This is a genomic window from Nonomuraea sp. NPDC050404 (assembly GCF_040655495.1).
Lineage (GTDB): Bacteria > Actinomycetota > Actinomycetes > Streptosporangiales > Streptosporangiaceae > Nonomuraea.
In genome coordinates this window covers 258,716-285,487 of record NZ_JBFAKB010000011.1, presented here as the reverse complement: position 1 = coordinate 285,487, position 26,772 = coordinate 258,716, and the positions used below count along the sequence as shown (strand labels likewise).

Sequence of the window (26,772 nt, the reverse complement as noted above, 5' to 3'; positions counted from 1 at the left end):
CGCCGGACATCACGGATTTGGCCGTCATATCGACGGGCGTTTTCCGCCATGCTCAGACACAATTAGCGAAGTGTGCCCCTATAGCGGGACACGGCCGTTTTATGGTTCATCGAGTGATTGGCGAAACGCATGGCGGGCGAGCACAAACGTACGGCACTCGTGGTACGGGGAGGATGGGAGGGTCACGTCCCGGTGGCGGCCACCGACCTGTTCGTGCCCTTCCTTGACAAGAACGGGTACGAGGTGCGGCTGTCGGACAGTCCCGGGCCCTACGCCGATCCCGCGTACATGTCCGGAGTCGACCTCATCGTGCAGTGCTACACGATGGGCACCATCGAGCGGGAAGAGCTGCAGGGCCTGCGGGCCGCGATCGAGGCGGGCACCGGGATGGCGGGCTGGCACGGCGGCATCGCCGACTCCTACCGCAACTCCTCCGACTACCTGCACCTCATCGGCGGGCAGTTCGCCTGCCACCCCGGCAAGCACCCGGACGACGAGGACGCCGGCACCGAGCGGCACAACTTCGTCGCCCACACCGTGAACATGCTGCCCGAGGCGGCCGATCACCCGATCACCGCGGGGATCGGCGACTTCGACCTGGTCACCGAGCAGTACTGGGTGCTGGCCGACAACTACAACGAGGTGCTGGCGACCACGACCCAGAAGAAGCGCCCGTGGGACCCCTGGCACCGGGAGGTGACCTCGCCGGCGATCTGGACCCGGCGCTGGGGCAAGGGGCGGATCTTCGTCGCGACCCCGGGACACAGCCTGGACGTCCTTGAGCACGACAGCGTGCGCACCATCATCGAGAGGGGCATGTTGTGGGCCAGCCGCTGAACGTCGGCATCGTGGGGTGCGGGGCCATCTCGGCCCAGTACCTGACCACCATCGACCGGCTGCCGCAGCTGCGCCTGGTCGCGGTGGCCGACCTGGACCTCGACCGGGCGCGCGAGGCGGTGCGGCCGTACGCGGGCGTCGAGGTGATGGGCGTGGCGGAGCTGATGGCGGACCCGCGGGTGGAGGTCGTGCTGAACCTCACCGTCCCGGCCGCGCACGCCGACGTCGCGCTGCTGGCCATCGCGGCGGGCAAGGACGTCTACTGCGAGAAGCCCCTGGCCGCGACCGGCGCGGACGCGCGGGGGGTGCTGGCCGCGGCGCAGGCGGCGGGGGTACGGGTGGGCTGCGCGCCCGACACGGTGCTCGGCACCGGCACCCAGACCGCCCGCCAGGCCATCGACGACGGGCTGGTCGGCAGGCCGGTCGCCGCCACGGCGATGATGGTGACGCCCGGCCACGAGCGCTGGCATCCCAACCCCGACTTCTACTACGTGCCGGGCGGCGGGCCGCTCCTGGACATGGGCCCGTACTACGTCAGCAGCCTGGTGACGCTGCTCGGGCCGGTGGCCTCGGTGATCGGCGCGGCGAGCCGCACCCGGTCCAAGCGCACCATCGGCTCGGGCCCCCGCCAGGGCGAGGAGATCCCCGTCACCGTGGACACGCACGTCACCGGCGTGCTCGTGCACGAGTCGGGGGCGCTGTCCACGCTGGTGATGAGCTTCGACGCGGTGGCCACCAAGGCGCCCAACATCGAGATCCACGGCGAGCGGGGCTCCCTCGTGGTGCCCGACCCGAACCGTTTCGACGGGGACGTCCTGCTGACCAGGCTCGGCGAGAAGGAGGCGCGGGCGCTGCCGGTGTCGGCCGGGTACGCCGAGGCGGGCCGCGGCGTCGGCCTGATCGACTTCGCCGGCGGGGACGGCGCGGGCGGGGAGCCGCGGGCGGGCGGTTCGCTGGCCCTGCACGTGCTCGACGTCATGGAGTCGCTGCTGTCGGCGGCGCACTCGGGACGGGCACTGGACGTCGAGACCACCTGCGAACGCCCCGCCGCCGTGGCCCTGGGCAACCCCGCCACCCAGGACTGACACGAACGCGATGGCCCCGGGGGAGTCAGCGAGCGTGCCGGGCCTGGGGGAGTCTCACCTCCCGGGGCCGGCGCGCAGGCTCTGCAGGCCGCTGTCCAGCGCCGCCTCCAGATAGCCGATCTGCCCGGTGGCCAGCAGGATCGCCACCCCGCCCTGGACACCGGCCAGCAGCGCCGCCGCCGCGCGGCCGGCGTCCAGGGCGGGGTCGATCTCCCCGGTGCCCTGCATGTGCCGCACCCCGGCGGCCAGTTCGGCCTCCCACCGCTCGATCAGCTGGGCCACCACCGCCTGAGCGCCCGGCGTGGTCCGGCTGAGCTGCGACATCACCACGTTGAGCGGGCAGTGGCTGCCCTGGTCGCGGTAGCGTCCGACCACCTTGTCACGCCATTCCCGCCAGGACCGCCACGAGGTTAGCTCGCCGAGCTGCGGCTGCTGGTCGGCCAGCACACGGTCGGCCTCCAGGCGGGCCACGGCCAGCAGCAACTCGTCCTTGCCGCCGGGAAAGTAGTGAAAGAGCTGGCTTCTGCTGGTGCGGGTGCGGGCGCTCACGTCGTCGAGGGTGAGGTCCAGCACGCCGCTCTCCCGGATCTCGGCCGCCGTCCCCTCGATGATGCGCTGCCGGGTGGCTGCTCCTTTGGCGGTCAGCGTACGCACGGGTCCTCCTTTTTCTGGACTTGCTGGTCCATTCTGCCGCAGGCACCATGAACGCGCGTACACCACTGAGACAAAGGAAGCACCATGTCCGCACGCCTGCACCACCGCACCGCCCTGGTCACCGGCTCCACCGACGGCATCGGCGCCGCCATCGCCCGCGCCCTGGCCGCCGAGGGCGCCACCGTCGTGGTCAGCGGCCGTGACACCGCCCGCGGCGAGAAGGTCGTGGCCGCCATCGCCGAGGCCGGCGGGCGCGCCGCGTTCGCCCGCGCCGACCTGTCCCGTGGCGCGGCGGCCGCGCGCGAGCTGGCCGAGGCCGCCGTGGAGCTGGCCGGCGGCCCGCTCGACATCCTGGTCAACAACGCGGCCATGCTGATCGAGCCGGCCCCCACCGCCGAGGTCCCCGAGGAGCTCATCGACGGCGCGCTGGCCGTCAACGTCAAGGCCGCCTTCCTGCTGACCGGCCTGATCGCCCCCACCATGGCGGCCAGGGGCGGCGGCGCCATCGTCAACCTGGGCTCGATCTCCGGCCTGTACGGCCAGGCCGGCTCGGCCCTCTACAGCACGACCAAGGCGGCCATCCACTCGCTGACCAAGTCGTGGGCCGACGAGTACGGTCCCCACGGCGTGAGGGTCAACACCGTGGCCCCCGGTCCCACGTTCACGCACAAGGTGGCGGCGATGGAGGAGCACCTGGCCCCCATGATCGCCCGCCTGCCCTCGCGGCGTCCCAGCACGCCCGAGGAGGTCGCCAGGTCCGTGGTGTTCCTGGTCGGCGACGAGGCCGCCAACATCCACGGCGCGACCCTCTCGGTGGACGGCGGGCGCAGTGCGATCTGACCCGTGCGGCCCGGCTACCGGACGGTCTCGCCGGTGGTGGTGAGGTCGCGGCGGTAGGACTCCGGAGCCTTGTAGACCGCGAACATCGTGACCGCCGCCCCCACCATCACGTACGCCGCCACCAGCGGCCACCGAGCCCCGTCCTCGCCGGCCAGCGCGGTGGCGATGAACGGGGTCAGCCCGCCGGCGAAGATCGAGGCGATCTCCCGCCCGGCCGCCGCCCCGGTGTAGCGCCGCTCGGCGGGGAAGAGTTCGGCGTAGAAGGCGGGCTGGATGGCGTTGATCGCGTTGTGCCCGACGTTCAGCACCAGCACGTACCCCAGCACGATCAGCACCATCGACCCGCTGTGCAACATCGCGAAGAACGGGAAGGCCATCACGAACACCACCACGGCCCCGAACAGGTAGACCGGCCGCCGCCCGATCCGGTCCGAGAGCGCGGCGAAGGCGCCGTGGCTGACGAAGGAGAGCACGGCGGCGATCAGGATCGCGGTGTTGAGCTGGCCCTTGTCCAACCCGAGCGTGCCGGTCCCGTACGACAGGGCGAACACCGTCAGCAGGAAGTACGGCAGCGCCTCCGCGAAGCGCAACCCGATGATCAGCAGCAGGTTGCGCCAGTCGTCGACGAAGATCCGCCGGATCGGCCCGCGCCCCGGTGGCTGCGAATCCCCGCTCACGGCTTTGGTGAAGACCGGCGTCTCGTGCAGGCTGCGCCGCATCCAGAACGTCACCACCAGCACCACGGCCGACAGCAGGAACGGGATCCGCCACCCCCAGCTCAGCAACTGCTCGTCCGAGAGCGTGTAGACGTAGGCGAAGACCAGCGTGATGAGGATCTGCGCGGAGAACCCGCCGGTGTTGGGCCAGGCGCTGAAGAAGCCGCGGCGGTGCGGGGGTGCCGACTCCAGTACGATGATCATGGAGCCGCCCCACTCGCCCCCGACCGCGAACCCCTGCAGCAGCCGCAGCACCACCAGCAGGATCGGGGCCCAGATTCCGATCGTGTCGTAGCCGGGAAGGAGCCCGATGAGGATCGTGCTGACACCCATCACGACGAGCGTGATCATGAGGGTGGACTTGCGGCCGTGCCGGTCGCCCCGGCTGCCGAAGTACAGGCCGCCCAGGGGCCTGGCCAGGAAGCCGACCGCGAACGTGCCGAAGGCCGACAACGTGGCCACGAAGCCGCCGGCGTCGGGGAAGAAGACCTTGGGGAAGACGACGGCGGCGGCCGTCCCGTAGACGAGGAAGTCGTAGTACTCGAGGGTGTTGCCGAGGAAGCTGGAGGCCGTGACCTTCCAGGTGTAGCGCAGGTCCGTCTGTCCGGAGGTCGCGACCATGGCGACTCCCTTTCTGCCTGGCGGCGACTTGCATGGGGGGGTTTGCGCGGTTGACGCACACTATGACTCGGCAAACGGTTAACCGTCAACGGTTAACGTTGACCATGAACGGCGGGGCGATTAGGCTCCGTGGCAGGTGGAGTACACGAGAAGGAGAGCTGGTGTCGATCACCAATCCGTTGCGTCACCCACCACTTGGCGACCAGTTGCTCACCCAGCTCCGCTCGCTCATCGTGCGCGGCGAGCTGAGCGTGGACACCCACCTGGTCGAGGGCAGGATCGCCGAGCGTTTCGGGGTCAGCCGCGGCCCGGTCCGCGACGCCCTGCGCCAGCTGGAGCTCGAAGGGCTGGTCGAGACGCGCAAGCGCGGGGTGTTCGTGCGCGGCCTGTCGGACAAGGATCTCGTCGAGCTCTACTCCCTGCGCGGCGCGCTGGAGGGCCTGGCCATCAGGGAGGCCGTCGATCGGCTCGACGCCGCCGACTGGACCCCGCTGGAGGAGGCGATCGAGCAGATGCGCGCGGCCGCCGCCGCCTCCGATCCCGCCAAGTTCGCCGCCGCCGACCTCGACTTTCACAGCGGCTTCTACACGCTGGGCGCCAACCGCTGGCTCACCGCCACCTGGGCGCTGCACCGGCCGCTGTTCGCGACCGTGCTGGAGATCACCAACACCGACCGGGACCTGGTCCCCGTCGCCGAGGACCACGCCGACCTGAGCCGGATCGTGCGCTCCGGCGACGTGGACGCGGCGCTGACCGCCCTGACGGCGCATCTCGACGGCTCCCGCGACCGGATCCGCGCCACGCTGAACGAAAGGCCGCGCCCCCGGCCCGCCTTCTGACCTGTCCGCAACGGTCGTCCTCTCCCGCCGGCGCGTCGCGGGGTTTACGGTTTCAGGTGGCGATCCGCGCAGATCTCGTCAGGAGATGACATGAGCGATTCCGCGACCTTGCCCCTGTTCATGCGCCGCTCCCTGTTCGACCCGGATCCCGAGCTCGCGCGGGTGCGCGAGCAGGAGGGGGTACGGCGGGTGACCGGCATGTTCGGCCTGGACATCTGGCTGGTCACCAGGTACGCCGACGTCAGGGAGGTGCTCGGCGACCCCGTCCGGTTCAGCAACGCCAGGCAGGCCCGCCCGCCCGGCGCGCCGGACATGCCCGAGGAGGAGGTCGCGCGGCTGCGGGCGGGCCATCTGCTGCTGTTCGACCCGCCCGAGCACACCCGCCTGCGCCGCATGCTGACCCCGGAGTTCACCATGCGCCGGATGCGCCGCCTGGAGCCGCGCATCAAGGAGATCGTCGCCCAGCACCTCGACGCGATGCAGGCCGCGGGCCCGCCGGTGGACCTGGTCGCCTCCTTCGCCCTGCCGATCCCGTCCCTGGTGATCTGCGAACTGCTGGGGGTGCCGTACGAGGATCGTGCCGGTTTCCAGGAGCGCAGCTCGAAACTGCTGGACCTGAGCCTGCCCCTGGAGGAGCGGCTGGAGGCCAGGACCGGCGCGCGGGCGTACATGAGCGCGCTGGTCGAACGTTCCCGCGCCGAGCCGGGCGACGACCTCATCGGCATGCTCATCCGCGAGCACGGCGACGACCTGACCAGCGACGAGCTGGTCGGCATCGGCAGCCTGCTGCTCGTGGCCGGCCACGAGACCACCGCCAACATGCTCTCCACCGGCACCCTGGCCCTGCTCCGCCACACCGACCAGCTCGAACTGCTCACCAAGGAGCCAGGGCGGATCAACGCGGCGGTGGAGGAGCTGCTGCGCTGGCTCAGCATCGTGCACTCGGGCACCCTCAAGGTCACCACCGCCGAGGTGGAGGTCGCGGGCGTGCGCATCCCCGAGAACGCGATCGTGGCCTGCGCGCTGCCCGCGGCCAACCGCGACCCCGCGCTCGTCCCCGACGCCGACCGGCTCGACATCGGCCGCGGCGAACTGGGCCATGTGGCGTTCGGCCACGGCGTGCACCACTGCCTGGGCGCGCCGCTGGCCAGGATGGAGATGCAGATCGCCTTCCCGGCGCTGTTCGAGCGCTTCCCCGGGCTGCGCGAGGCCGGCCCGCCCGCCGGGTTCCGCTCCTTCAACCTGGTGTACGGGCTGACCTCCCTGCAGGTGGCATGGTGATCCACACGTGAGGATCACCCCTTCAGGCCGCTGAAGGTCATGGTGGCCACGAACTGCCGCTGCGCCAGCACGAAGGCGATGATGAGCGGCATCGTGGCCACCACGTTGCCCGCCATCAGCAGCGACCACTGAGTGAGCCGGGTGCCCTGGAAGTTGGCCAGCCCGAGCTGCATCGTGTACAGGCTCTCGTCGCTGATCGCGATCAGCGGCCAGATCAGGTCGTTCCACGAGCCCAGCAGCGTGAACACGGTGAGCGTGGCCAGCGCGGGCCTGGCCAGCGGCAGCACCACCCGCCAGAACACCCCGAACGTGGAGCACCCGTCGATGCGGGCCGCGTCCTCCAGTTCGGCCGGCAGCGACAGGAAGAACTGCCGCATCAGGAACACCCCGAACGCCGAGGCCAGCCACGGCACGAACGCCGCCGCCAGGGTGTCGATCAGGCCGAGCCGGCTGAACATGACGTACGTGGGGATCATCAGGAGCTGGGCCGGGATCATGATGGTCGCCAGGATCATCAGGAACCCGGCGTTCTTGCCGAAGAACTTCAGCCGGGCGAAGCCGTAGCCGGCCATCGAGCAGAGCACCAGGTGCGCGGTCACCGACACGGCGGAGACGATGACCGTGTTCAGCAGCCAGCGCAGCGCCGAGGACTGGGTGAACAGGCCGATGAAGCCGTCCAGCCGCAGGCTGCTCGGGATGAACCGGGGCGGGAAACGGTTGATGTCGCCGTCCGGCATGAACGCGGTCAGCACCATCTGCACCAGCGGCAGCGCGAACAGCAGGGCCGCCGGCATCAGCAGCAGATGCCAGGGGCTGAACGGCAGCCGCGCGATCAGGGACGGCGGGCGTCTCATCAGAAAGCCTCGATCTTGCTGCGCCGGGAGTAGAGGATCATCCCGACGGTGATGAGCATGGTCACGGCGAACAACCCGTAGGCCACGGCCGAGCCGTAGCCGAACTTCGTGAGCTTGAACGCCTGGGTGTAGACGTAGTAGACGATCGTCTGGGTCGCGCCCAGCGGGCCGCCCCTGGTCGTGGTGAAGACCAGGTCGAACAGTTGCAGCGCGGTGATCGTCTGCCAGATGGAGGTGAACACCGTGACCGGCCCGAGCGCGGGCAGCGTGACGTTCCTGAACACCTGCCAGCGGTTGGCGCCGTCCATCCTGGCCGCCTCCACCACGTCCTTCGGGATGTCCTGCAACGCGGCCAGGTACACGACCACGGTGAAGCCGACCTGCCCCCACAGCGCGATCAGGCAGATCACCGCCAGCGCCTGCGACTGGCTCTCCAAAAACTGCTGCTGCGGCAGGCCGATGGCGCGCAGCACGCTGTTGGCCGCGCCGTACTGGGGGTTGAAGACGAAGCTGGCCAGGATGCCGGTGGCCGCCGCCGAGGCCACGAACGGGATGAAGATGCACGTACGGTAGAAGCCGACGAGCCGGATCGGCCGGTTGAGCGCGACGGCGATGAGCATTCCGAGGAAGATCGACGAGGGCACGAACAGCGCCGTGAACACCAGCGTGTGCCGCACCGCCGCGAACAGGTCCGGATCCTGGGCCATGAGCTCGTAGTTCAGCCAGCCGATGGGCTTGGCGGGGGCGATGCCGTTCCACTTCTGCAGGGAGATGAGGAACGCCCACACCGCCGGGAAGATCGACAGGCCCACGATGAGCGCGGTGGCGGGACCGGCGAAGCCCCAGCCGGTCAGCGTACGGTGCAGCCACGGGGGCAGCCACCGCGCCCGGCCCGCCGGCGGGGACGCGCGGTGGGCCGGGGCCGGGGCCGGCGTCCGGCGGCCGGCGAACAGCAGCGACATCGCCTCAGCCTCCGGCCAGCGCCTGGCGCGACTTGGCCGCGGCCTCGTCCAGCGCCGCCTTGGGGGCGGCCGCGCCCTGCAACGCCTTGGAGATGGCCTCGCCGATGTACCGGGACATCTCGACGTACCCGCTGACCGTGGGCCTGGCCTGCTTGGCGTTGGCCAGATTGGCGACCAGCTTCTCCGCGCCGGGGAACTCCTTGACGTACGTCTTGTACTCGGGCAGCGCCGTCTCCGAGGCGCGCAGCGGCAGGTTGCCCTGGGCCAGGTTCGAGCGGGCGTCGCCCTCGGCCGAGGTGATCCACTTGATCAGCTCGTAGGACCAGTACGCCCGGTTGGCGTCGCCGTTGTCGAACAGCGTCCACACGTCGGGGCCCGAGACCGTCTGGTGGTCGCCGTTGGTGCCGGGCAGGAAGGCCACGCCGTAGTCGGTCTTCTTCTCCTTCAGGTCGTGCAGCGTCCACGGCCCGTTGATGATCATCGCGATCCGGCCGTCCGCGAACAGCGGCGCGTAGCGCTCGTCGGTCTGGTCGAGGTAGACGCTCTTGTCGTCCACCGCCATCGCCCGCAGGAACTCCAGCGCGTCCACCCCGGCCTGGGAGTTGAACGCGGCCTGCTTGCCGTCCTGCGACAGGATGGCGCCGCCGCGCTGCCACAACAACGGCCAGAAGTGCCAGGTGGTGTCCTCCGACGCGCTCACCGAGTACGCGGTCCCGTAGATCTTGGCCGCCGGATCGGTGAGCTTCTTGGCCGCCGCCCTGAAGTCGTCCCATGACCACTCGTCGGTCGGGTACGGCACCTTCCTGGCGTCGAAGACCGACTTGTTGTACAGCAGCGCGAGGTTGTCCACGATCGCGGGGAACCCGATGACCTGCCCGTTCGGCGTTGCCGTGGTGCGGGCGGAGGCGGGGAACTCCGCCCAGTTGACCGCCGGGTCCTTGACCTTCTCCGTCAGGTCCAGCGTCTTGCCCGACTCCTGGAGCTGCGAAGCCCAGTTTCCGAAAGTATAGGAAATATCGGGATAAACGCCGCTGGCGAAGCCGGCGGACAGCTTCTGCAGCAGCTCGTCGGTGGTGGAGGCGCCGGAGGACAGCTCGATGGTGACGTTGGGGTGTTTCTTGCTGAACTCGGCCGCCAGCTCTTCCAGGTTCTTCTGCGCGGCGTCGGTCTGCCCCGTCCACCAGGTGAGCTTCACCTTCGCCTGCGGGTCCACTGTCTTGGCGCCCTCCTGGGGCGATCCCCCGCAGCCCGTGGCCGCCAGGATGATCGCCGCGACCAGGGCCGCCGCGGTTCTTCTTCGCACTGTGGATGCTCCTCCCGGAATGTTGGAGCCAATCATGGTTACTTTCGAAGTCTTGTCAATAGCTTCGGAGAATCGCAAGGGTTGACAAGCTTTCACAACTCCTGCGACTGTGCCGTGGTGTCCAGAACGACCTTCGACCTTCTTGTCGTCGGCGACGCCAACCCGGACGTGATCGTGTCGGGTTCGCCTCGCCATCCCGAGTTCGGCCAGCGCGAGCAACTCGTCCCCGCGGCCGGCCTGGTGCTCGGCGGGTCCGGCGCGATCACCGCGTACGGGGCCGCCCGCCTGGGCCTGCGCACCGCGTTCGTCGGGCGGGTGGGGGACGACCCCGCGGGCACCTTCGTCCTGGACGCCCTGCGCGGCGGCGGCGTGGACGTGTCGGCCTGCGTCGTGGACCCCGATGTGCCCACCGCCATGACCGTGGTGCTGGTGGACGGCGAGGACCGGGCCATCCTCACCGCGCCCGGCTGTCTCGACCTGCTCACCGCGGCCGACGTGCCGCCCGGCCTGATCGAGCGCGCCGCGCACGTGCACGTCTCGTCCTACTTCCTGCAGCCGCGCCTGGCGGCCGGGCTGGCCGGGCTGTTCGGCCTGGCGCGCGCGGCGGGCGCCTCCACCTCCCTGGACACCAACGACGACCCGGCGGGCACGTGGGCGGGCCTGGCGGAGGTCCTCCCGCTCACCGACGTGCTCCTGCCGAACGAATCCGAGGCCCTGGCCATCGCCCGCGCCCTCACGGGATCCCCTTCAGACGACCTGGACCGGGCCGTGCGCGACCTGGCCGCCCGCGGCACGCTGCCCGTCGTCAAACGCGGCGAGCGCGGCGCCCTCGCCTTCGCCGACGGCGAGCCGGTCGAGGTTCCGGCCAGGCCCGCCACCGTCGTGGACGCCGTCGGCGCCGGTGACAGCTTCAACGCCGGCCTGCTCGCCGCCCTGCTGCGCGGCCTGCCACTGCGTCAGAGCATGTCGGTGGCCGTGACCTGCGGCACCCTTTCCACCCGCGCCGCCGGGGGCACCGCGGCCCAGCCCACCTGGGAGGAAGCACAAACATGAAGAAGATCGTGTTCGTCGGGGCGGGAAGCGTCGTCTTCACCCAGGGACTGCTGGCCGACCTGGTGAAGTACCCCGAGCTGCACGGCATGCGCATCGCCCTGCACGACATCGACGCCGAGCGCCTGCGGGTGGCCGAGGCGGTGGCCCGCCGCATCACGGGGGGCGCCGCCACGATCACCGCGCACCTCGACCGCCGCGAGGCGCTCGACGGCGCCGACTTCGTGATCAACATGGTGCAGGTGGGCGGCCATGACGCCACCGTCACCGACTTCGAGATCCCCGCCAGGTACGGGCTGCGGCAGACGATCGCCGACACCATCGGCGTCGGCGGCGTGTTCCGCGCGCTGCGCACCTTCCCCCTGCTGGACGCGCTGGCCGCGGACATCACCGCCGTGTGCCCCGACGCGCTGCTGCTCAACTACACCAACCCGATGGCGATGAACGTCTGGTACCTGTCGGGCAAGGTCAAGAACGTGGTGGGCCTGTGCCACTCGGTCTACTGGACGATGCGAGGGCTGGCCGACCTGGTGGCGGTGCCGTACGAGGAGGTCTCCTACGTGGCGGCCGGCGTCAACCACCAGGCGTGGGTGCTGCGCTTCGAGCGCGACGGCGAGGACCTCTACCCGCGCCTGGACGCCGCCGCCGAGGCGGACCCGCAGCTGGGCCGGCGGGTGCGCGTGGACATGTACCGGCGGCTGGGCTACTACCCGACCGAGACCAGCGAGCACTCGGCCGAGTACGTGCCCTGGCTGATGCACCACGACGCCGAGCTGGACCGGCTGCGCATCCCGGTGGGGGAGTACCTGCGGGTGAGCGAGGAGAACCTGGCCGAGTACCGGCGCACCCGCGACCTGCTGCGCGACGGCGGCGAACTCGACATCGACGGCACCGGCGAGTACGCCCCCGAGATCATCCACAGCATCGTCACCGGCACCCCCCGCGTCGTCTACGGCAACGTCGTCAACGACGGGCTCATCTCGAACCTGCCGCACGGCTGCGTGGTGGAGGTGCCGTGCGCGGTGGACGCCACCGGCGTGCGGCCCACCGCGATCGGTGCGCTGCCCCCGCAGTGCGCGGCGCTGAACCGCACGTACGTGAGCGTCAACGAGCTGACGGTGCGGGCCGCGCTGGAGGGCGACCCCCGGCACATCAGGCACGCCCTGATGATCGACCCCAACACGGCCGCCACGCTGCCGCTCGACGACATCTGGCGGATGGCCGACGACCTGACCCGCGCCCACGGCGACCTCCTGCCGAAGGCCCTGCGCGCCTGACCCCCGTCCACGGCGGCCTCCTCGGGCGGGGTCGCCGCTCAGCTGCTGACGACGGAGAGCATCACGGTGACGAGGATCGCGATGATGACGGTGTTGAACAGGAAGGCCATGCCGCCGTGCAGCGCCGCGTACCGGCGCGCTCTCGTCGTGGTGATGGTCACGTCCGATCCGGCGAACGTGGTGGACAACTGCAGCGACAGGTAGATGAAGTCGGTGAAGACGGGCTCTTCGCCGGGGAATTCGAAGCCGCCCCGGGTCGCCTGCTCGCGCGCGTAGTGCAAGGCGAAGCTGACGGCGATGAGCGCCCAGCTCGCCGACAGGACCACGACGCCCGCCCAGATGAGCGGGACAGGGGTGCGCTCTCCCGTGGTCACCAGCAGGACCATCGCCAGGATCGAGATGGCGCCCCCGTTGAGCGCCCACCAGACCGCGCCGTACCCGCTGATGGCCCAGGAGATCCGCTGCGCGGGGGTGGTGGGCCGCGGGGTCGCGCGCAGCCACTGCCCGAGCGTGCCGGCATCGGCCCGCAGGTAGGCGACGAGGGTGAGCACGATGTAGACCAGGCAGATGACCGACCAGGTGACGAACACGGACGCGAAGGAGAACAGCACCGTGACGAGCTGGAGCTCGCGGAGCGCGAAGATGATCGCGAGGATGACCGGCAGGGAGATCGCGACGCAGATGCGCGCGCGGGCGACGTCGTTGGCCAGGAGAGGGTAAGGGCGCTTCTGTCCTGTCATCACTTTCTCGCTGGTCGGGGGTTGACCGAGGCTATCAGGATCTTGGGAGGGCCCTTGACTCCGGAAGCATACGGATAGTTGCGGGTCGCCTTGACTGACCAGTGGTGCCGGCGTTGCGCTTGTGAGCAAAGTCACGCCGGCAGCCTGGAGTGGTCATGGGTCCTCAATACCCCTTGTTCCGGACAAAAACCCCCGTGCCCGCGAAGGAACGCGCCGCGATCCTCGCCGCACCGGGGTTCGGCCGCTACTTCACCGACCACATGGCCTCGGCCCTGTGGACGCCGGACGACGGCTGGCACGGCCGCCGGATCGGCCCTCTCGAACCGTTCACCCTGCACCCGGGCACGGCCGTGCTGCACTACGCCCAGGAGATCTTCGAAGGGCTGAAGGCCTACCGCCACCCGGACGGCAGCGTCTGGTTGTTCCGTCCCGAGCTCAACGCGCGGCGCTTCGCCCGCTCCGCGCGGCGGCTGGCCCTTCCGTCACTGCCGGAGGAGGACTTCCTGGTCGGCCTGGCGGAGCTGATCCGTGCCGACGAGCCGTGGGTCCCGGCGAACAGCAGCGGGAAGAGCCTCTACCTGCGGCCCTTCATGTTCGCCTCGGACGTGTTCATCGGCGCCCGGTCCGCCGAGCGGGTGGTCTACACGGTGCTGGCCGGTCCGGCGGGCCCGCTGTTCGCCTCCGGCCAGGACGGCGTGACGCTCTGGGTGAGCAGCCGGTACACCCGCGCGGCGGAGGGCGGCACCGGCCACGTCAAGTACGGCGGGAACTACGCCGCGAGCCTGGCCGCCCAGATCGAGGCCCAGCAGCATGGCTGCGACCAGGTGATGTACCTCGACAGAACGGGCGGCGAGGGCGACCTGGAGGAGTCCGGCACGATGAACCTGTTCCTCATCACCTCCGGCGGCGAACTCCTCACCCCCGCGCTCGGCACGATCCTGGAGGGCGTCACCCGCGACACCGTGCTCACGCTGGCCCCCGGCTTCGGCCTGACTCCGGCGGAGCGGCCGATCTCCCTTCGGGAGCTGCGTTCCCGCGCGGCCGACGGGAGCATCACGGAGGCGTTCGCCGCCGGGACGGCGGCGGTGATCACCCCCATCGCCGGCTTCAAGGGCGACGGCTACGCGTTCACGGTCGGCTCCGGCACCCCCGGAAAGCTGACCTTGGCGCTGCGTGAGCAGGTGCTGGGCATCCAGTACGGGCACGCGGAAGATCGGCACGGCTGGCTGCGCCGCGTGCTCTAAGGGTTCAGGCCCTGACTCTCCAGCAGTTCGGCGATCGACGGGTGCATGAACAGCGAGGCGATGGTGACGTCGATGTTCAGGTCGTCCTTGAGCTGAGCGACCAGCTTGGTCACCAGGATGCTGTTGAGGCCCAGCCGGAACAGGTCGTCCTCCACGCCGATGTGCTCGGGCGTCACCCCGATGACGCCCGAGACGATCTCCTGGATCCTCTCCTCCAGCTCGGTGCGCGGGGCGACGTGCGCGTCCTGCCGAAGCTCGCGCAGCGCCTGGGTGTCCACCTTCCCGTTGACCGTCATCGGGAGCTCCGTCAGGTGCACCAGCGCGCTGGGCACCATGTACGCCGGCAGCCGGAGCTCCAGATAACGGAGCAGCTCACCGGTGTCCGGGGGAGTGTCGGCGACGCAGTAGCCGACGAGCGAGGATCCGCCGGGCAGGACCACGCTCCGCCTCACCCCGGGAAACTCGTTCAACACGGCCTCGATCTCGGCGGGCTCCACCCGGAACCCGCTGATCTTGAGCTGCGAGTCGTTGCGGCCGGCGTACTCCAGCGCCCCGTCGGAGCGCCGCCGGGCGAGATCGCCCGTCCGGTACAGCCGCGCGTTGCGCCCGTCCGCCTTCTCCGCGTCGCTCCTGAACGGGTTCGGGACGAACTTCTCCGCGGTCACGCCGGGCAGGTTCAGATAGCCGCGGGCCAGCCCCGGCCCGGTCAGGAAGATCTCCCCGACGGCTCCCACCGGCACGGGACGCAACTCGTCGTCGAGCACCAGCACGCAGGAGTTGCTCTGCGGCCGGCCGATCGCGAGATCGTACTCCCGCACGGCGTGCGAGGTCGTCGAGATCGTCGCCTCGGTCGGCCCGTACTCGTTGAAGACCGGCACCTTGTTGGCCCGCGTCATCTCCCTGAAGCACGCGGCGTCCAGCGCCTCACCGCCGACCACCATGCGCCGGAGAGTCGGCACGCTGCCCAGCCCGAGGTGCTGGTAGAAGGTCGGGGTGCCGTTGATGTGGGTGACGCCGTGCTCGCGCAGGTAACCGGTGAACGCCTCGCCGTCGAGCCACGGCCGGTCGGGGGCCAGCAGCAGCGTGTTGCCGGTCAGCAGGGCGAGCACCATCGGGACGACGCCCCCGTCGAAGGCGTAGTTGAGTGCCTGGAGCATCACCTCCTCGCCCGGCTTGCCGGCGAAGCCGTACAGGTGGCTGATCACGGACACGTGGTTGACCACCGAGCGGTTCTCGATCATCACCCCCTTGGGCCTGCCGGTCGTGCCCGAGGTGTAGATGACGTACGCCAGATCCGCGCCGGTCCCCTGTGGCGCCGCGGCGGGCAGGCCCTGGTCCCACGGGCCGTCGATCGTGCGGACGGCCGTGCCGGCGGCCGCGATCCGCTCCATCCGGGCCTGGTGCGCCGCGCCGCACAACACCACCCGCGCGGCCGTGTCGGCGAGCATGTGGCGTGCCCGCTCGTCCGGCGTCTCCGGATCGATCGGCACGTACGCGCCGCCCGCCTTCCACACCGCGACGATGGCGACGGGCATCTCGATGCCGCGGCCGACGCACAGCGCCACCACCTGGCCGGGCCCGACCCCGTACGTGGCGGTCAGGGCCCCGGCCAGCCGGTCGGACCGTTCGTCGAGCTCCCGGTAGGTCAGCGAGGCGGCACCGGACACCACCGCGCGAACGCCGGGCGAGGCGCCCGCCCGCTCACGGAACACCTCGGCGATCGTGGCGTCGGCAGGGAAGGGCAGATCGGGCCCCCTGCTCAGCGCGAGAAGTCGCCGCCGCTCGTCCTCCGGCAGCACGTTCAGATCGGCCAGCCTCATGTCGCCCTCACAAACTGCGTCAGAATGGATCGGTAGGTGGCGGCGAACCTCTCCACGGTGCCCTGGTCGAACAGGGCCGTGGCGAAGGTGATGGTGCCCGCCAGCGCCTCGCCCGCGTCGTTCACGACCAGGCCGAGGTCGAGCTTGGAGACGGCGGCCGGCTCGCCGCCTCCGCCGGGGGTGCACGCCCGCAGCACGGCCTCGGCGCCGGCGGCCGGCTCGGCGAAGGAGTGCACGTCGAACCAGATCTGGAACAGCGGATGCCGGCTGGGATCGACGGGCAGGTCCAGCTCCGCGACCAGCCGTTCGAACGGCAGCTCCTGGTGCTCCTGGGCCTCGGCCACCCGCGCGCCGACCTTCCCGATCAGCGCCCGCACGTCATCGTCGCGGTCGATGTCGAAATCGAGCGCGAGCGAGTTCATGAAGCAGCCGATGAGGTCGTGCGTCTGGCCGTGCGACCGGTTGGCCACGGGCACGCCGACGAGCAGGTCGCCGCGCCCGGTGTAGGCCCGCAGCAGCAGGAAATAGGCCGACAGCAGCACGCTGAACAGCCCGACACCGCTCTCCCGCGCCATCCGCCGCAGCGCCGCCGAGGTATCCGGTTCCACCTCGAACGCGACCTGACCGCCGCCGTGGTCCATCCTGCGGGGGCGGGGCCGGTCGGTGGGCAGCTCCAGCGGCTCGCGGCCGTGCAGCCGGCCCTTCCAGTACGCGAGCAGCCGCGCCAGCCGCTCTCCGCCGACGTGCTCGCGTTCCCAGGCGGCGAAGTCCCGGTACTGGATGGACGGCTCCGGCGCCGCCGCGCCGCGACCGAGCTCCTCCAGCATCAGGTCGGCCGACCAGCCGTCGAACGCGATGTGATGGACGAGGATGCCGACGAACGTGCGCGTTCCCTCGCGGTAGAAGGTGACCCGGAACGGCGCCTCCTCCGCGAGATCGAACACATGCCGGCCCTCCACGCCGAAACGCGCGGCCAGGTCGTCCTCATCCGCCACCGTGACGTGCCGGACCTCCAGCCCGGAGTCCAGCACCACCTGGTACAACTCGCCGCCGGGCCGCTGCCGGATGACCGTCCGCAGCACCTCGTGACGCCGGCTCACCGCCTGGAACCGGCGTTCGAGCTCGTCGGCCCCGACGCCCGGCACGACCTCGTAGCAGAGGTGGATGTTGTAGGCGTCGGTGCCGCCTTCGTACCGGTCGATGAACCAGAGCCGTTCCTGCGCGAACGACACCACCGAGGCCGCCGGCGCGCACGGGATGGGTGCCGCCGCCGGCGCTGCCCCCAGGCTGCCGACCAGGCCCGCGACGGACTTGTGCCGGAAGACCGCCGCGACGCTGACGTCCGCGCCGAGCTCGGTGCCGAGCCTGCTCGCCAGCTTGATCGACAGGATGCTGTTGCCGCCCAGGCCGAAGAAGTCGTCGTGCACGCCGATCGCCTCCGGATCGGCGCCGAGCACCTCCGCCAGCACCTTCCTGGCCCGCGCCTCCCGCTCGTCGCGCGGCTCGACGTGCCGGCTCGTCGGGTGCGGTCGCGGGGAGGGGAGGGCATCGACGTCGAGCTTGCCGGTGATCGTGCGCAGCAGCTCCTCCACCGGGACGAGGGCCGTGGGGATCATGTACGCCGGCAGCTTCGCCCGCAACCGTTCGTACACCGCCTCGGGCTCGACGCCGGAGCCGGTCACGTAGTAGCCGACCAGGTGGCGCTGCCCGGCCGCGCCGCGCACGACGACGGCGCACTGCGTCACGCCCGGCACACCGGACATGACGGTCTCGATCTCGCCCGGCTCGATCCGGTGGCCACGGATCTTGACCTGGAGGTCGTTGCGGCCGACGAAGCGCAGCGTGCCGTCCGGGGCCCAGCGTACGAGGTCGCCGCTCTTGTACAGGCGGCCGGTGGCGTCGAACGGGTCGGGGATGAACTTGCTCGCCGTCAGTTCGGGCAGGTTCAGGAAGCCGGGCGCGAGGCCCGCGCCGCCGATGTGCAGCTCCCCGACCGCGCCCATCGGCAGCAGGCGTTGCCGGGCGTCGAGCACGTAGCCCGCGACGTCGGGGATCAGCGTGCCGAGGTCGGTCGATCCCTCGTCCGTCTCGCCGTAGATCTTGTGGCAGGTGAACACCGTCGTCTCGGTGGTGCCGTACCCCATGGCCAGCAGCGGGCGGTCGTGGCCGTGGCGGGCGAACCACCTGGTCAGCAGCGACAGGTTCAGCGGTTCGCCGCCGAAGAAGACGTACCGCAGGTCCGCCAGCCGCTGCCGCTCCAGCGCGACGGCGGCGAACTGGTGGAACGCGGTCGGCGTCTGGCAGAGCATCGTGACGCGTTCCCGGAGGCACAACGTGTGGTACAGCTCAGGGTCACGCGTCTGCTCGAACGTCGGCACCACGAGGCGTCCGCCGTACAGGAACGCCCCCCACATCTCCCACACCGTGAAGTCGAAGACGTAGTTGTGGAACAACGTCCACACGTCGTCCTCGCGGATGCGGTAGACGTCCTCCAGGGCGGTGAACAGGCGGGCCACGTTGGCGTGGGTCTGCGGCACACCCTTCGGCCGGCCGGTGGTGCCCGAGGTGTACAGGACGTAGGCGAGATCGTGCGGGGCCACGTCCGTGACCGGATCCGTCTCCGGCCCGGCACGCAGCACCGTCCGCACGGCCGGGTCGTCAACGGCGACCACATCGGCGTCTGGCGCGGCGAACCGTCCGGCGTACCTGCGGTGGGTCAGGATCGTGCGCACCTTCGCGTCGGCGAGCATGAAGCCGATCCGGTCGTCGGGGTAGGTGGGATCGACCGGCAGGTAGCAGCCGCCCGCCTTGAGCACGGCCAGGATCGCGATGACGATGTCCTCACCGCGGTCCAGGCAGAGCATGACGATGGCGCCGGGGCCGACCTTGCCGCCGCCCAGCAGGTGGTGGGCCAGCCGGTTGGCCTCGGCGTTCAGCTCCCGGTAGGTGAGCCGGCGCTCCTCCCGCACCAGCGCGACCCGCGTGGGGGAGCGCCGCGCGTGCTCTTCCACGGACCGGTGCAGCAGGGTCTGCGACGCGCAGTCCCGCCGGGGCGCGCTCCAGCCCTCCACCAGCTCGCGGCGCTCGCCGTCCACGTACACGAGGTCGGCGATGGTGGTCCGCGCCTGCCCGGTCTCGCTGCCCGCCAGGTCCGCGAACTGGCGCAGGATCGTGAGGTACGTCTGCGCGAAGCTGTCGGCGGTGGCCCGCTCGAACAGGCTCGTGGCGTAGTTGACGTGCAGCTCCAGGGAGTCGGCCGAGTCGTCGATGAACGTGCTCAGGTCGAACCTCGCCGCCGTGTACAACTCCTTGGTCTCCGGTGAGACCCGCAGGATCGCGCCGTCCGAGTGCGTCCCGAAGCTCTGCACGCCGAAGGTGACCTGGAAGATCGGGTGCCGGCTGACGTCGCGTTCGACGTCCAGCGTCTCCAGCAGCCGCTCGAACGGGAGTTCCTGGTGGCGGAGCAGGTCGAGGACGTCGCGCGCGGTCTGGCGTACGTAGTCCGCGATCCGGGCCTGCCCGTCGATGCGCGACCGCAGCGGCAGGGTGTTGACGAAGAAGCCGATCAGGCGGGCGAGCTGCGGGTGGTCCCGGTTCGCGACCGGCGTGCCCACCACGATGTCGTCCTGGCCACCGAAGCAGCGCAGGGTCAGGAAGTGGGCGCCGGCGAGCAGGCTGAACAGGCTGACCCGCAGCTCCGCGGCCAGTTGCCGCAACCGCCCGGAGGTCTCGGCCCCGACCGTGTGCCGGATGTCCGCACCGCGGTAGTCCAGGGTGTCCGGCCGTGGCCTGTCCGGGATGAGGTCGAGGTTCTGGTGGCCGTCGAGCCTGTCCGCCCAGAACCGGCGCAGTCCCTCCAGGCGTTCGCCGGTCAGCTGGTCCCGCTGCCAAACGGCGAAGTCCCGGTAGCGCAACTCCGGGGCGGGCCAGGCATGCGCGTCGTAGGCCGTACGCAGGTCCTCCAGCAGCACATCGGTCGACCAGCCGTCGAACGCCACGTGGTGGACGATGAACACCAGGTGACGAGCCTGCGATACTTTGTAAAGGCGGGCGCGCAGTGGCACTTCGGCCGCAAGGTCGAAAACCCTGTGAAGATCGCGGCGGATGTGCGCCCGCATCGCCGCATGGTCCGGCATCCGCAGCACCTCGATCCCGACCGCGTCCGGGTCGAGGACCTCCTGGTAGCCGGTGCCGTCCGGCGTCTGTTTCAGCAGGGTGCGCAGCACCTCGTGCCGGGCGATCACCGCGCGGACGGCTTGGAGCAGGTTGCCGGTGTCCACGTGGTCGGCGACGTCGAGGACGAGGGGCAGGTTGTAGGCGCTGGTGCCGCCCTCGAAGCGTTCGATGAACCAGAGGCGTTCCTGGGCGAAGGACAACCTCTGGTCCTCAGGTCCGGCGAACGTCGCGGCGGGGATGATCACCCGTTCGTTCCCGGAGCCGGCCAGGGCCCGGATCGTCGGGTGCGTGAGCAGGTGGGAGACGGTGGCCGAGATGCCCAGCTCGCGTTCGGCCGCCGAGACGAGCTTGACGCTGAGCAGGCTGGTGCCGCCGAGCTGGAAGAAGTCGTCATCGATGCCGACGTCCACCGGGTCGAGACCGAGCAGCCGCGCCACCAGCGCGCACAGGTCCGCCTCGGTGCGGGTGCGGGGCGGCACGTGTTCCCGGGTGGCGGTGTCCGGGCGGGGGAGTGCCGCGCGATCCACCTTGCCGTTGATGGTCAGGGGCATGCGTTCGAGGTGGACGCAGGTGGCGGGCACCATGTATCCGGGCAACGATCGCCGCAGGTGGTCGGCCAGTTCCTCCCCGGGGATCTCCTGGTCGGCCACGTAGTAGCCGACCAGGGACGGGGTGGCGAGCACCACGGACTGCCGTACTTGTGGGTGGCCGGCGAGTGCGCCGTTGACCTCCTCCAGCTCGATGCGGTGGCCGTCGATCTTGACCTGGGTGTCGTTGCGGCCGATGAACTCCAGGACGCCGGACGGCAGCAGGCGTACCAGGTCGCCGGTGCGGTAGAGCCGGCCGGAAGGCGTGCCGGCGAACCGTTCGGCGGTCAGGTCGTCCTTGTTGAGGTAACCGCGCGCCAGCCCGTCGCCGCCGATGCACAGTTCACCGGCCGCGCCCATCGGCAGCGGCCGGAGCGCGTCGTCGAGGATGTGCACCGACTCGCCGGCCAGCGGCGTACCGATGCTCACCGGCTGCCGGTCGGGCCCGTCGGCGTACCGGTACAGCTGTGAGGTGGACCAGATCGTCGTCTCCGTCGGCCCGTAGACGTTGACGAGATCGACCGGTTTCGCCAGCACGCGTTCGAGCAGTTCCTTCGGCAGCCTCTCGCCGCCGACCAGCAGCAGCAGGTCGTCCGGCACGTTCACCAGCCGGTCGAGCATCACGTCGCAGACGCTCGGGGTCAGCTGGACGAAGCCGAGGCCGCCGCAGTCGAGGCGCGCGGGGAGGCCGGCGGCGAGTTCGACGCTGCCGCCGGTCCACAGGGGCAGGCCGTACTCCAGGCCGAAGATGTCGAAGACGTGGTTGGTGAGGCTGCACGTGCTCACGGTTTCGAGGCCGGCGAAATAGCGCGCTCTTAGTGCGGCGATGGTCTGGGCGTAGGCCCGGTGCTCGATCATCACGCCCTTGGGGGCGCCGGTGGTGCCCGAGGTGTAGAGCACGTACATCAGCGCGTCCACGGGCGCGTACGTGCCGGGGGCGGCCGGGCTCGCCGCCGCGAGAGCGTCACGGACGTGCGGCGCGTCGAGGGCGAGCACGTGTTCCGGGCCGCCGAGCCGGTCGAGGTGGCGGCCGGTCGTGATGACCAGCCGGGCGGCGGTGTCGCGCAGGATGTAGGAGATCCGGCTGTCGGGATAGGCCGGGTCCGTCAGGACATAGGCGGCTCGCGCCTTGAGCACCGCCAGGATGCTCACGATGAGGTCGAGCCCCTTGCCGAGGCAGAGCACGACGAGTTCCTCAGGTTGTACGCCCTTGTCGGCGAGCAGGCCGGCCAGCCGGTTGGCCCGCTCGTCCAGCACGGCGTAGGTGAGGGTGACGCCTCCGGAGGTGACGGCGCTGCGGTCCGGGTGGCGGCGTACCTGCTCCTCGAACGCCTCCACGAGCGTGCGGGCCGGGGGGAGCGGCTCTGTGGCGGGGTTCAGCGCGGCGGTGAGCTCGCGATGCCGGGCCCGGGGGAGCAGGGCGAGCTCCCGCCAGCGGCGTTCGCCGCCGGCGAGCACCTCCTCCAGCAGGTGCCGCTGCATGTCCAGCAGGTCCGTCATGGGGCGGGCGTCGAACAACTCGGCCGCGTACGCCAGGCGGAACCGGATGTTGCCGGGAACCTCGGACACGATCACGGACAGCGGGTAGTCCAGCTTCTCGTACTCGCCGCCCATCCGCACCGCGAGCCGCGACTGCCAGCCGCCGGGACTGATCTTCGGCCAGTTCTCGTAGATGAACAGCGTGTCGAACAGGCGGCCGGCGCCCTGGTGCAGGTCGGCCAAGTTCACGGTGCTGTGCTCGTTCAGCTCGTTGATCCGCCGCTGCACCTCCCGGATCCCGTCCAGGACGGTCTCCTCCCCGTGGGGCACGATGAGCGGCAGGGTGTTGATGAACAGGCCGACGGCGGTGTCGATGTCGTCGACCGGAATGCCCCGGCCGGACAGCACGACGCCCGTGATCGTCTGCTTCGTCCCGGCGTAGCAGGCGAGGGACTTGTGCCACACGTACAGCAGTACGGCGTTGAGGGTGACGGCCGAGTCCCGCGCGAACCTGCGCAGCGCCGCGAACCGCTCGCCCGAGACGGTGAAGCTCACCTCGCGCATGTCCCGCACACGCCGGGTCTCGCCGACGCGCAGGCCGGCGGCGCGCGCGTCCGGCCGGAGCAGCCCCTGCAGATCCATGTGCCCGTCGTACGGCCGCCGGAGCTCCCGGCGGTGCTCCCGCAGGTACCGCTGGCCGGTGAAGTAGCCGCGATCGGGCGCGATGCCGGCCGGCAGGCCCGCGACGAGAGCCTCGTACGACTCGTGCACCCGGCTCAGCAGGATCGTGTTGCTCCAGCCGTCCAGGATCGAGTGATGGTGGCTGAACAGGCAGTGGAAGCGGTCCGGACCCAGCTTGACCAGGTACACCCGGAACAGCGGCCCGGAGCGCAGGTCGTAGGGCTCGCGCCGGTCCGCCTCGCGCAGGCGCGCCACGGCGTCCTCCGGTTCGCCGGACAGATCGCTGTGGCGCCAGTCCACCGTGGCGTCGGCGTCGATGATCTGGACCGGCTCCTCCCGCCAGCCGAAGCGCAGCCGCAGCGCGGGGAACGCGCGTTGCGCCCCGGTCCAGGCTTCGCGCAGGGCGTCGGCGTCGATCCGGGTGGCGTACTCCCACGTCATCTGCACGGTGTAGGCATCGTCATAGGCACCGTCATAGGCACCGTCGTCCCGGCCGTGCGCGACCGCCTGGTAGATGAACCCCTGCTGCAGGCTGTTGGCCGGGAGGACGCCCTCGATCTCCCGCTCGGCCTGCAACTCGTCGAGGCACTCCGCCGAGACGACGTGGCCGACGTCGGAGGGCGTGAGCCGGCCGCGCGGCGCGGCGGACAACTCGCCGGCCAGCTCCACCAGGTGCCGCTCGTACCGCCGGGCCAGGCGGTCGCCTGCCTCCTGGCCGAGCTTGTTCGCGATGGTGAAGCAGAGCCGCCCGCCGGCGATCCAGCCGTTGATCGTCAGGATGTTGTGGTCGCGGTTGGCCGGGTGCACGGCCTGTCCGGACGGCTCCCTGGTCAGCCGCCAGGCGTCCGCCGTGGCTTGCTCGGCGTCGAGCCGGCCGAGGTAGTTGAAGTTGATCCGGGGCAGCCGGTCGTCGTGGTAGCCGTGCAGGGCGCCGTAGCCGAGGCCCTTGGCCGGGATCGCGCGCAACATCTCCTTGGTCCCGCGCAGCGTCGCGAGCCGGTCGGCGCCCGTGCGCAGCGCGACCGGGAACATCGTGGTGAACCAGCCGACCGTCCGCCCCACGTCCAGGCCGGGCTCGATCTCCTCACGGCCGTGGCCTTCCAGGACGATCCGGTTGACCGGCTCGCCGGTCAGGTCGGTCAGGGCGTGCGCGAACGCGGCCAGCAGGACGTCGTTGATCTGCGTGCGGTAGGCGCGGTGGCAGTTCAGCAGGCGTTCGGTGTCGTCGCGGCCCAGGGTCAGCCGGGAGAGCGTCCTGGTGTCGTCGCTCTCCACGAGGCGTCGCAGCGCGTCGTTATCGGCCTGCTCGACCTGCCAGTGGTCGCGTTCGGCCGGATGCGTGCCGGCGTAGCGCCGCACGGCCGCCGCCCACTGCCGGTAGGTGCTTCCGGCGGGCGGCAGGCTCCGGCCGTGATACAGCGCCTCAAGGTCTTCGGCCAGGACCCGCCAGCTCACGGCGTCGATCATCAGATGGTGGCAGGCCACGAACACGCGGCCGCCGCCGTCGGCCGGGCCGTCCAGGTAGCCGATCCGGTAGACCGGGCCGTCGTCCAGGGCGAAGTCCGCCTGCCAGGCGGTGAGCAGGTCCTGTACGTCCTCGACGCCGGTGGCCGAGCCCACCACCAGCTCCGTCGGCCGGTAGTCGTCCGCGTAGTACTGGACGACCTCCGGATCGCGCCGGTAGCGGAGCCGGAAGGCGCCGTGCCGGTTCCCCAGCTCCCGCACGCACGCGCGGAGCCGGTCAACGTCCAGCTTGGGGGTGGCGATCAGGAACGCCTGGTTCCAGTGGTCCTGACGGGCGAACGCGCTTCGGAAGAACCACTCCTGGATCGGCAGCAGCGGCACCTCGCCGACGGCCGGGTCCGCCTCGCCGGCCGGGCCTGGCCGCTCGGTGAGCCGGCCCCGGAGGAACTCGCAGAACCGTTCGACGGTCGTGCGGCTCAGCAGTTCGTGGACCGGGACGTGCACGCCGAGGCGCTGGCGCAGGCGGCCGAGCAGCTGGATGGCGACGATGCTGTCGCCGCCCAGGTGGAAGAAGTCGTCGGTGACGCCGATCGGGCGGCCGTCGCGTCCCAGCAGCTCGGTCCAGAGCTCCGTGACCGTGCGTTCGAGATCCGTGCGCGGGGCCACGTGCTCGCCGGCCCGCGTCCGCTCCGGCTCGGGCAGGGCGGCCCGGTCCACCTTGCCGTTGGGTGTCAAGGGCAGGTCGTCCAGGAAGACGTACGCGCAGGGCAGCAGGTAGTCGGGAAGGCGCTCGCGGAGGTGGTCCGCCAGCGCCTCCTGTGAGCAGCCGAACTCCCCGGCCACCACGTAGGCCACCAGCCCGGCGGCGCGGGCCGTGACGACGGCCCGCTCGACGTCGCCGTAACCCTCCACGGCGTGTTCGACCTCGCCGGGCTCCACCCGGAATCCGCGGATCTTGACCTGGTCGTCGTTGCGTCCCAGGTATTCGAGCTCGCCGCCGGGCAACCAGCGCACCAGATCCCCCGTGCGATACACGCGGGCGTCGCGATCGGGGAAACGTTCGGCGGTCAGCTCCGGCCGGTCGAGGTAGCCCCTGGCCAGGCCGATGCCGCCGATGTACAACTCGCCGGCCTCGCCGACTTTGACCGGCCGCAGGTGGTCGTCCAGGACATGGCCCTGGTAGTTGCCGTACAGGCGGCCGATGTTCGGTGTGCCGCCCGCGGGCAGGGGGTGGACGACGGCGGCGCAGGCCCCGACCGTCGCCTCGGTCGGCCCGTACTCGTCGTAGACGGTCAGCTCCTGGCCGGGGCGGGTCCTGATCCGGTCCAGGACCGCGCGGCCGAGCTTCTCGCCGCCGAGGATCACCGTGCGCACGCCCGTCTCGTGCAGCGCGCCGGCGACCAGGGCGAAGTAGCCCGGTGTCAGCTTGACGGCGGTGACGCCGTGCTCGACCAGGAAGCGCAGGTAGGAGTCCACGTCGCGGGCGTCGTCCGGGTGCACGGCGACGCGCCCGCCGAGCGCCAGGCAGGCCAGTGTCGTCGTGACCGTCAGATCGAAGCCCACGTTCGTCGAGAAGCCGCAGACGTCCCCGGCGGACAGGCCCAGGCGGTCGGCGACGTTGCAGATGTAGTTGACGACGGAGCGGTGTTCGATCATCACGCCCTTGGGCCGTCCGCTGGTGCCCGAGGTGTAGATGACGTAGGCGAGGGCGTCGGAGCCGGGCCGCACCGGGGGGACCGGCTCCGCGGCGTTCTCCGTGGAAGCATCGACGGCGAGCAGGGGCGTGCCGCCGATGCCTTCCAGGCGCGCGTGATGCCGCTCGTCGGTCAGCACCACCCGCGCCCCGGTCTCCCGCAGCATGAGCTCGATCCGCCGGTCCGGGACGCCCGGATCGATCGGCACGTACGCCGCGCCCGCCTTGAGCACCGCCAGCATGGCGACCAGCACATGCTCACTGCGATCGAGCACGAGGCAGACCAGCGCGCCGGGACCGACCTCGTACGTGCGCCGCAGCCGCCCGGCCAGCGCGTTCGCGCGGTCCTCCAGCTCCCGGTACGTCAGACGGGCCGCTCCGCAGGTGACCGCGACCGCCTCCGGCCGCTCCCGGACACGCTCCTCGAACAGCTCGTGGACCAGCAGGTGGGTCGGGTAGTCCCGCTCGGTGCGGTTCCAGCCGGGATCTGGTTCGCCGGGGCCCGGTTCGTCCTGACCCGGTTTGTCGTGGCCCGGTTCGTCGTGGCACTGGGGGAGCATCGGCGTGCC

16 protein-coding genes are annotated in these 26,772 nt (G+C 70.8%); 8 read left to right on the top strand and 8 right to left on the bottom strand.

Going from position 1 to position 26,772, the window contains the following annotated elements:
- Positions 1-117 precede the first annotated feature (117 nt).
- Together AB0I81_RS30560 and AB0I81_RS30555 are read left to right on the top strand one after the other, a co-directional pair.
- Positions 118-837 carry a ThuA domain-containing protein gene (locus AB0I81_RS30560; RefSeq protein WP_360663403.1) on the top strand — a complete coding sequence of 240 codons (720 nt, stop codon included), beginning with the start codon at positions 118-120 and terminating at the stop codon, positions 835-837.
- Complete coding sequence (locus tag AB0I81_RS30555; protein ID WP_360663401.1) at positions 822-1,922, top strand: Gfo/Idh/MocA family oxidoreductase; 1,101 nt, start codon at positions 822-824, stop codon at positions 1,920-1,922. The genes AB0I81_RS30560 and AB0I81_RS30555 overlap by 16 nt, the downstream gene beginning before the upstream one ends.
- A gap of 54 nt (positions 1,923-1,976) precedes the next feature.
- On the opposite strand, the gene AB0I81_RS30550 is transcribed toward AB0I81_RS30555, so the two are convergent.
- Positions 1,977-2,576, bottom strand: coding sequence for a TetR/AcrR family transcriptional regulator (locus AB0I81_RS30550; protein ID WP_360663400.1), 600 nt, complete (start codon positions 2,574-2,576; stop codon positions 1,977-1,979).
- Between the two features lie 84 nt (positions 2,577-2,660).
- On the opposite strand from AB0I81_RS30550, the gene AB0I81_RS30545 reads away from it, so the two are divergent.
- Positions 2,661-3,416 carry an SDR family oxidoreductase gene (locus AB0I81_RS30545; RefSeq protein WP_360663399.1) on the top strand — a complete coding sequence of 252 codons (756 nt, stop codon included), beginning with the start codon at positions 2,661-2,663 and terminating at the stop codon, positions 3,414-3,416.
- Between the two features lie 14 nt (positions 3,417-3,430).
- Here the strand turns inward: AB0I81_RS30545 and AB0I81_RS30540 are convergent, their stop codons facing one another.
- Positions 3,431-4,753 carry an MFS transporter gene (locus tag AB0I81_RS30540; RefSeq protein ID WP_360663397.1) on the bottom strand — a complete coding sequence of 441 codons (1,323 nt, stop codon included), beginning with the start codon at positions 4,751-4,753 and terminating at the stop codon, positions 3,431-3,433.
- A 161-nt stretch (positions 4,754-4,914) separates the two neighbouring features.
- Between AB0I81_RS30540 and AB0I81_RS30535 the strand changes: the two genes are divergently transcribed.
- A complete protein-coding gene (locus AB0I81_RS30535; RefSeq protein ID WP_360663395.1) occupies positions 4,915-5,592 on the top strand; it encodes a GntR family transcriptional regulator in 678 nt (225 codons plus the stop codon).
- 90 nt (positions 5,593-5,682) lie between these two features.
- Positions 5,683-6,873: a cytochrome P450 gene (locus AB0I81_RS30530; protein WP_360663393.1), complete on the top strand. Its 1,191-nt coding sequence runs from the start codon at positions 5,683-5,685 to the stop codon at positions 6,871-6,873.
- A gap of 14 nt (positions 6,874-6,887) precedes the next feature.
- Here AB0I81_RS30530 and AB0I81_RS30525 read toward each other — a convergent pair whose 3' ends face one another.
- From AB0I81_RS30525 to AB0I81_RS30515, 3 genes are read right to left on the bottom strand one after another with little or no spacing between them, the layout of a single operon-like run.
- Complete coding sequence (locus tag AB0I81_RS30525; protein WP_360663391.1) at positions 6,888-7,727, bottom strand: carbohydrate ABC transporter permease; 840 nt, start codon at positions 7,725-7,727, stop codon at positions 6,888-6,890.
- Entirely contained in the window at positions 7,727-8,689 is a 963-nt protein-coding gene (locus AB0I81_RS30520) for a sugar ABC transporter permease (protein WP_360663389.1), read from the bottom strand. The genes AB0I81_RS30525 and AB0I81_RS30520 overlap by 1 nt, the downstream gene beginning before the upstream one ends.
- Positions 8,690-8,693: 4 nt before the next feature.
- The gene (locus AB0I81_RS30515; protein WP_360663387.1) at positions 8,694-9,992 is read right to left on the bottom strand and encodes an ABC transporter substrate-binding protein; all 1,299 of its coding nucleotides are present in this window, start codon (positions 9,990-9,992) and stop codon (positions 8,694-8,696) included.
- Positions 9,993-10,109: 117 nt separating this feature from the next.
- Here AB0I81_RS30515 and AB0I81_RS30510 point away from each other — a divergent pair, with 117 nt between their 5' ends.
- Together AB0I81_RS30510 and AB0I81_RS30505 are read left to right on the top strand one after the other, a co-directional pair.
- Positions 10,110-11,045, top strand: a complete 936-nt coding sequence (locus tag AB0I81_RS30510; RefSeq protein WP_360663386.1) for a carbohydrate kinase family protein — start codon at positions 10,110-10,112, stop codon at positions 11,043-11,045.
- Positions 11,042-12,319 carry an alpha-glucosidase/alpha-galactosidase gene (locus AB0I81_RS30505; RefSeq protein WP_360663385.1) on the top strand — a complete coding sequence of 426 codons (1,278 nt, stop codon included), beginning with the start codon at positions 11,042-11,044 and terminating at the stop codon, positions 12,317-12,319. The genes AB0I81_RS30510 and AB0I81_RS30505 overlap by 4 nt, the downstream gene beginning before the upstream one ends.
- 38 nt (positions 12,320-12,357) lie before the next feature.
- On the opposite strand, the gene AB0I81_RS30500 is transcribed toward AB0I81_RS30505, so the two are convergent.
- Positions 12,358-13,059 (bottom strand): DUF1345 domain-containing protein, encoded by a 702-nt coding sequence (locus tag AB0I81_RS30500; protein ID WP_360663383.1) that lies wholly within the window; start codon positions 13,057-13,059, stop codon positions 12,358-12,360.
- A gap of 194 nt (positions 13,060-13,253) precedes the next feature.
- Here AB0I81_RS30500 and AB0I81_RS30495 point away from each other — a divergent pair, with 194 nt between their 5' ends.
- On the top strand, positions 13,254-14,303 hold the full coding sequence (locus tag AB0I81_RS30495; protein WP_360663381.1) for a branched-chain amino acid aminotransferase: 1,050 nt from the start codon (positions 13,254-13,256) through the stop codon (positions 14,301-14,303).
- Here AB0I81_RS30495 and AB0I81_RS30490 read toward each other — a convergent pair.
- Both AB0I81_RS30490 and AB0I81_RS30485 read right to left on the bottom strand, forming a co-directional pair.
- Complete coding sequence (locus AB0I81_RS30490; RefSeq protein WP_360663379.1) at positions 14,300-16,123, bottom strand: non-ribosomal peptide synthetase; 1,824 nt, start codon at positions 16,121-16,123, stop codon at positions 14,300-14,302. The two genes, AB0I81_RS30495 and AB0I81_RS30490, sit on opposite strands and share 4 nt — an antisense overlap.
- Positions 16,120-26,763, bottom strand: a complete 10,644-nt coding sequence (locus tag AB0I81_RS30485; RefSeq protein WP_360663377.1) for an amino acid adenylation domain-containing protein — start codon at positions 26,761-26,763, stop codon at positions 16,120-16,122. Before AB0I81_RS30485 ends, AB0I81_RS30490 begins: the two co-directional genes overlap by 4 nt.
- Positions 26,764-26,772 lie beyond the last annotated feature (9 nt).

Bases quoted from the DNA above. Each gene is read 5' to 3' on its own strand.
- AB0I81_RS30545 (WP_360663399.1), top strand. From the start codon at position 2,661: ATGTCCGCACGCCTGCACCACCGCACCGCCCTGGTCACCGGCTCCACC.
- AB0I81_RS30540 (WP_360663397.1), bottom strand. From the start codon at position 4,753: ATGGTCGCGACCTCCGGACAGACGGACCTGCGCTACACCTGGAAGGTC.
- AB0I81_RS30530 (WP_360663393.1), top strand. From the start codon at position 5,683: ATGAGCGATTCCGCGACCTTGCCCCTGTTCATGCGCCGCTCCCTGTTC.
- AB0I81_RS30525 (WP_360663391.1), bottom strand. From the start codon at position 7,727: ATGAGACGCCCGCCGTCCCTGATCGCGCGGCTGCCGTTCAGCCCCTGG.
- AB0I81_RS30520 (WP_360663389.1), bottom strand. From the start codon at position 8,689: ATGTCGCTGCTGTTCGCCGGCCGCCGGACGCCGGCCCCGGCCCCGGCC.
- AB0I81_RS30505 (WP_360663385.1), top strand. From the start codon at position 11,042: ATGAAGAAGATCGTGTTCGTCGGGGCGGGAAGCGTCGTCTTCACCCAG.
- AB0I81_RS30500 (WP_360663383.1), bottom strand. From the start codon at position 13,059: ATGACAGGACAGAAGCGCCCTTACCCTCTCCTGGCCAACGACGTCGCC.
- AB0I81_RS30490 (WP_360663379.1), bottom strand. From the start codon at position 16,123: ATGAGGCTGGCCGATCTGAACGTGCTGCCGGAGGACGAGCGGCGGCGA.
- AB0I81_RS30485 (WP_360663377.1), bottom strand. From the start codon at position 26,763: ATGCTCCCCCAGTGCCACGACGAACCGGGCCACGACAAACCGGGTCAG.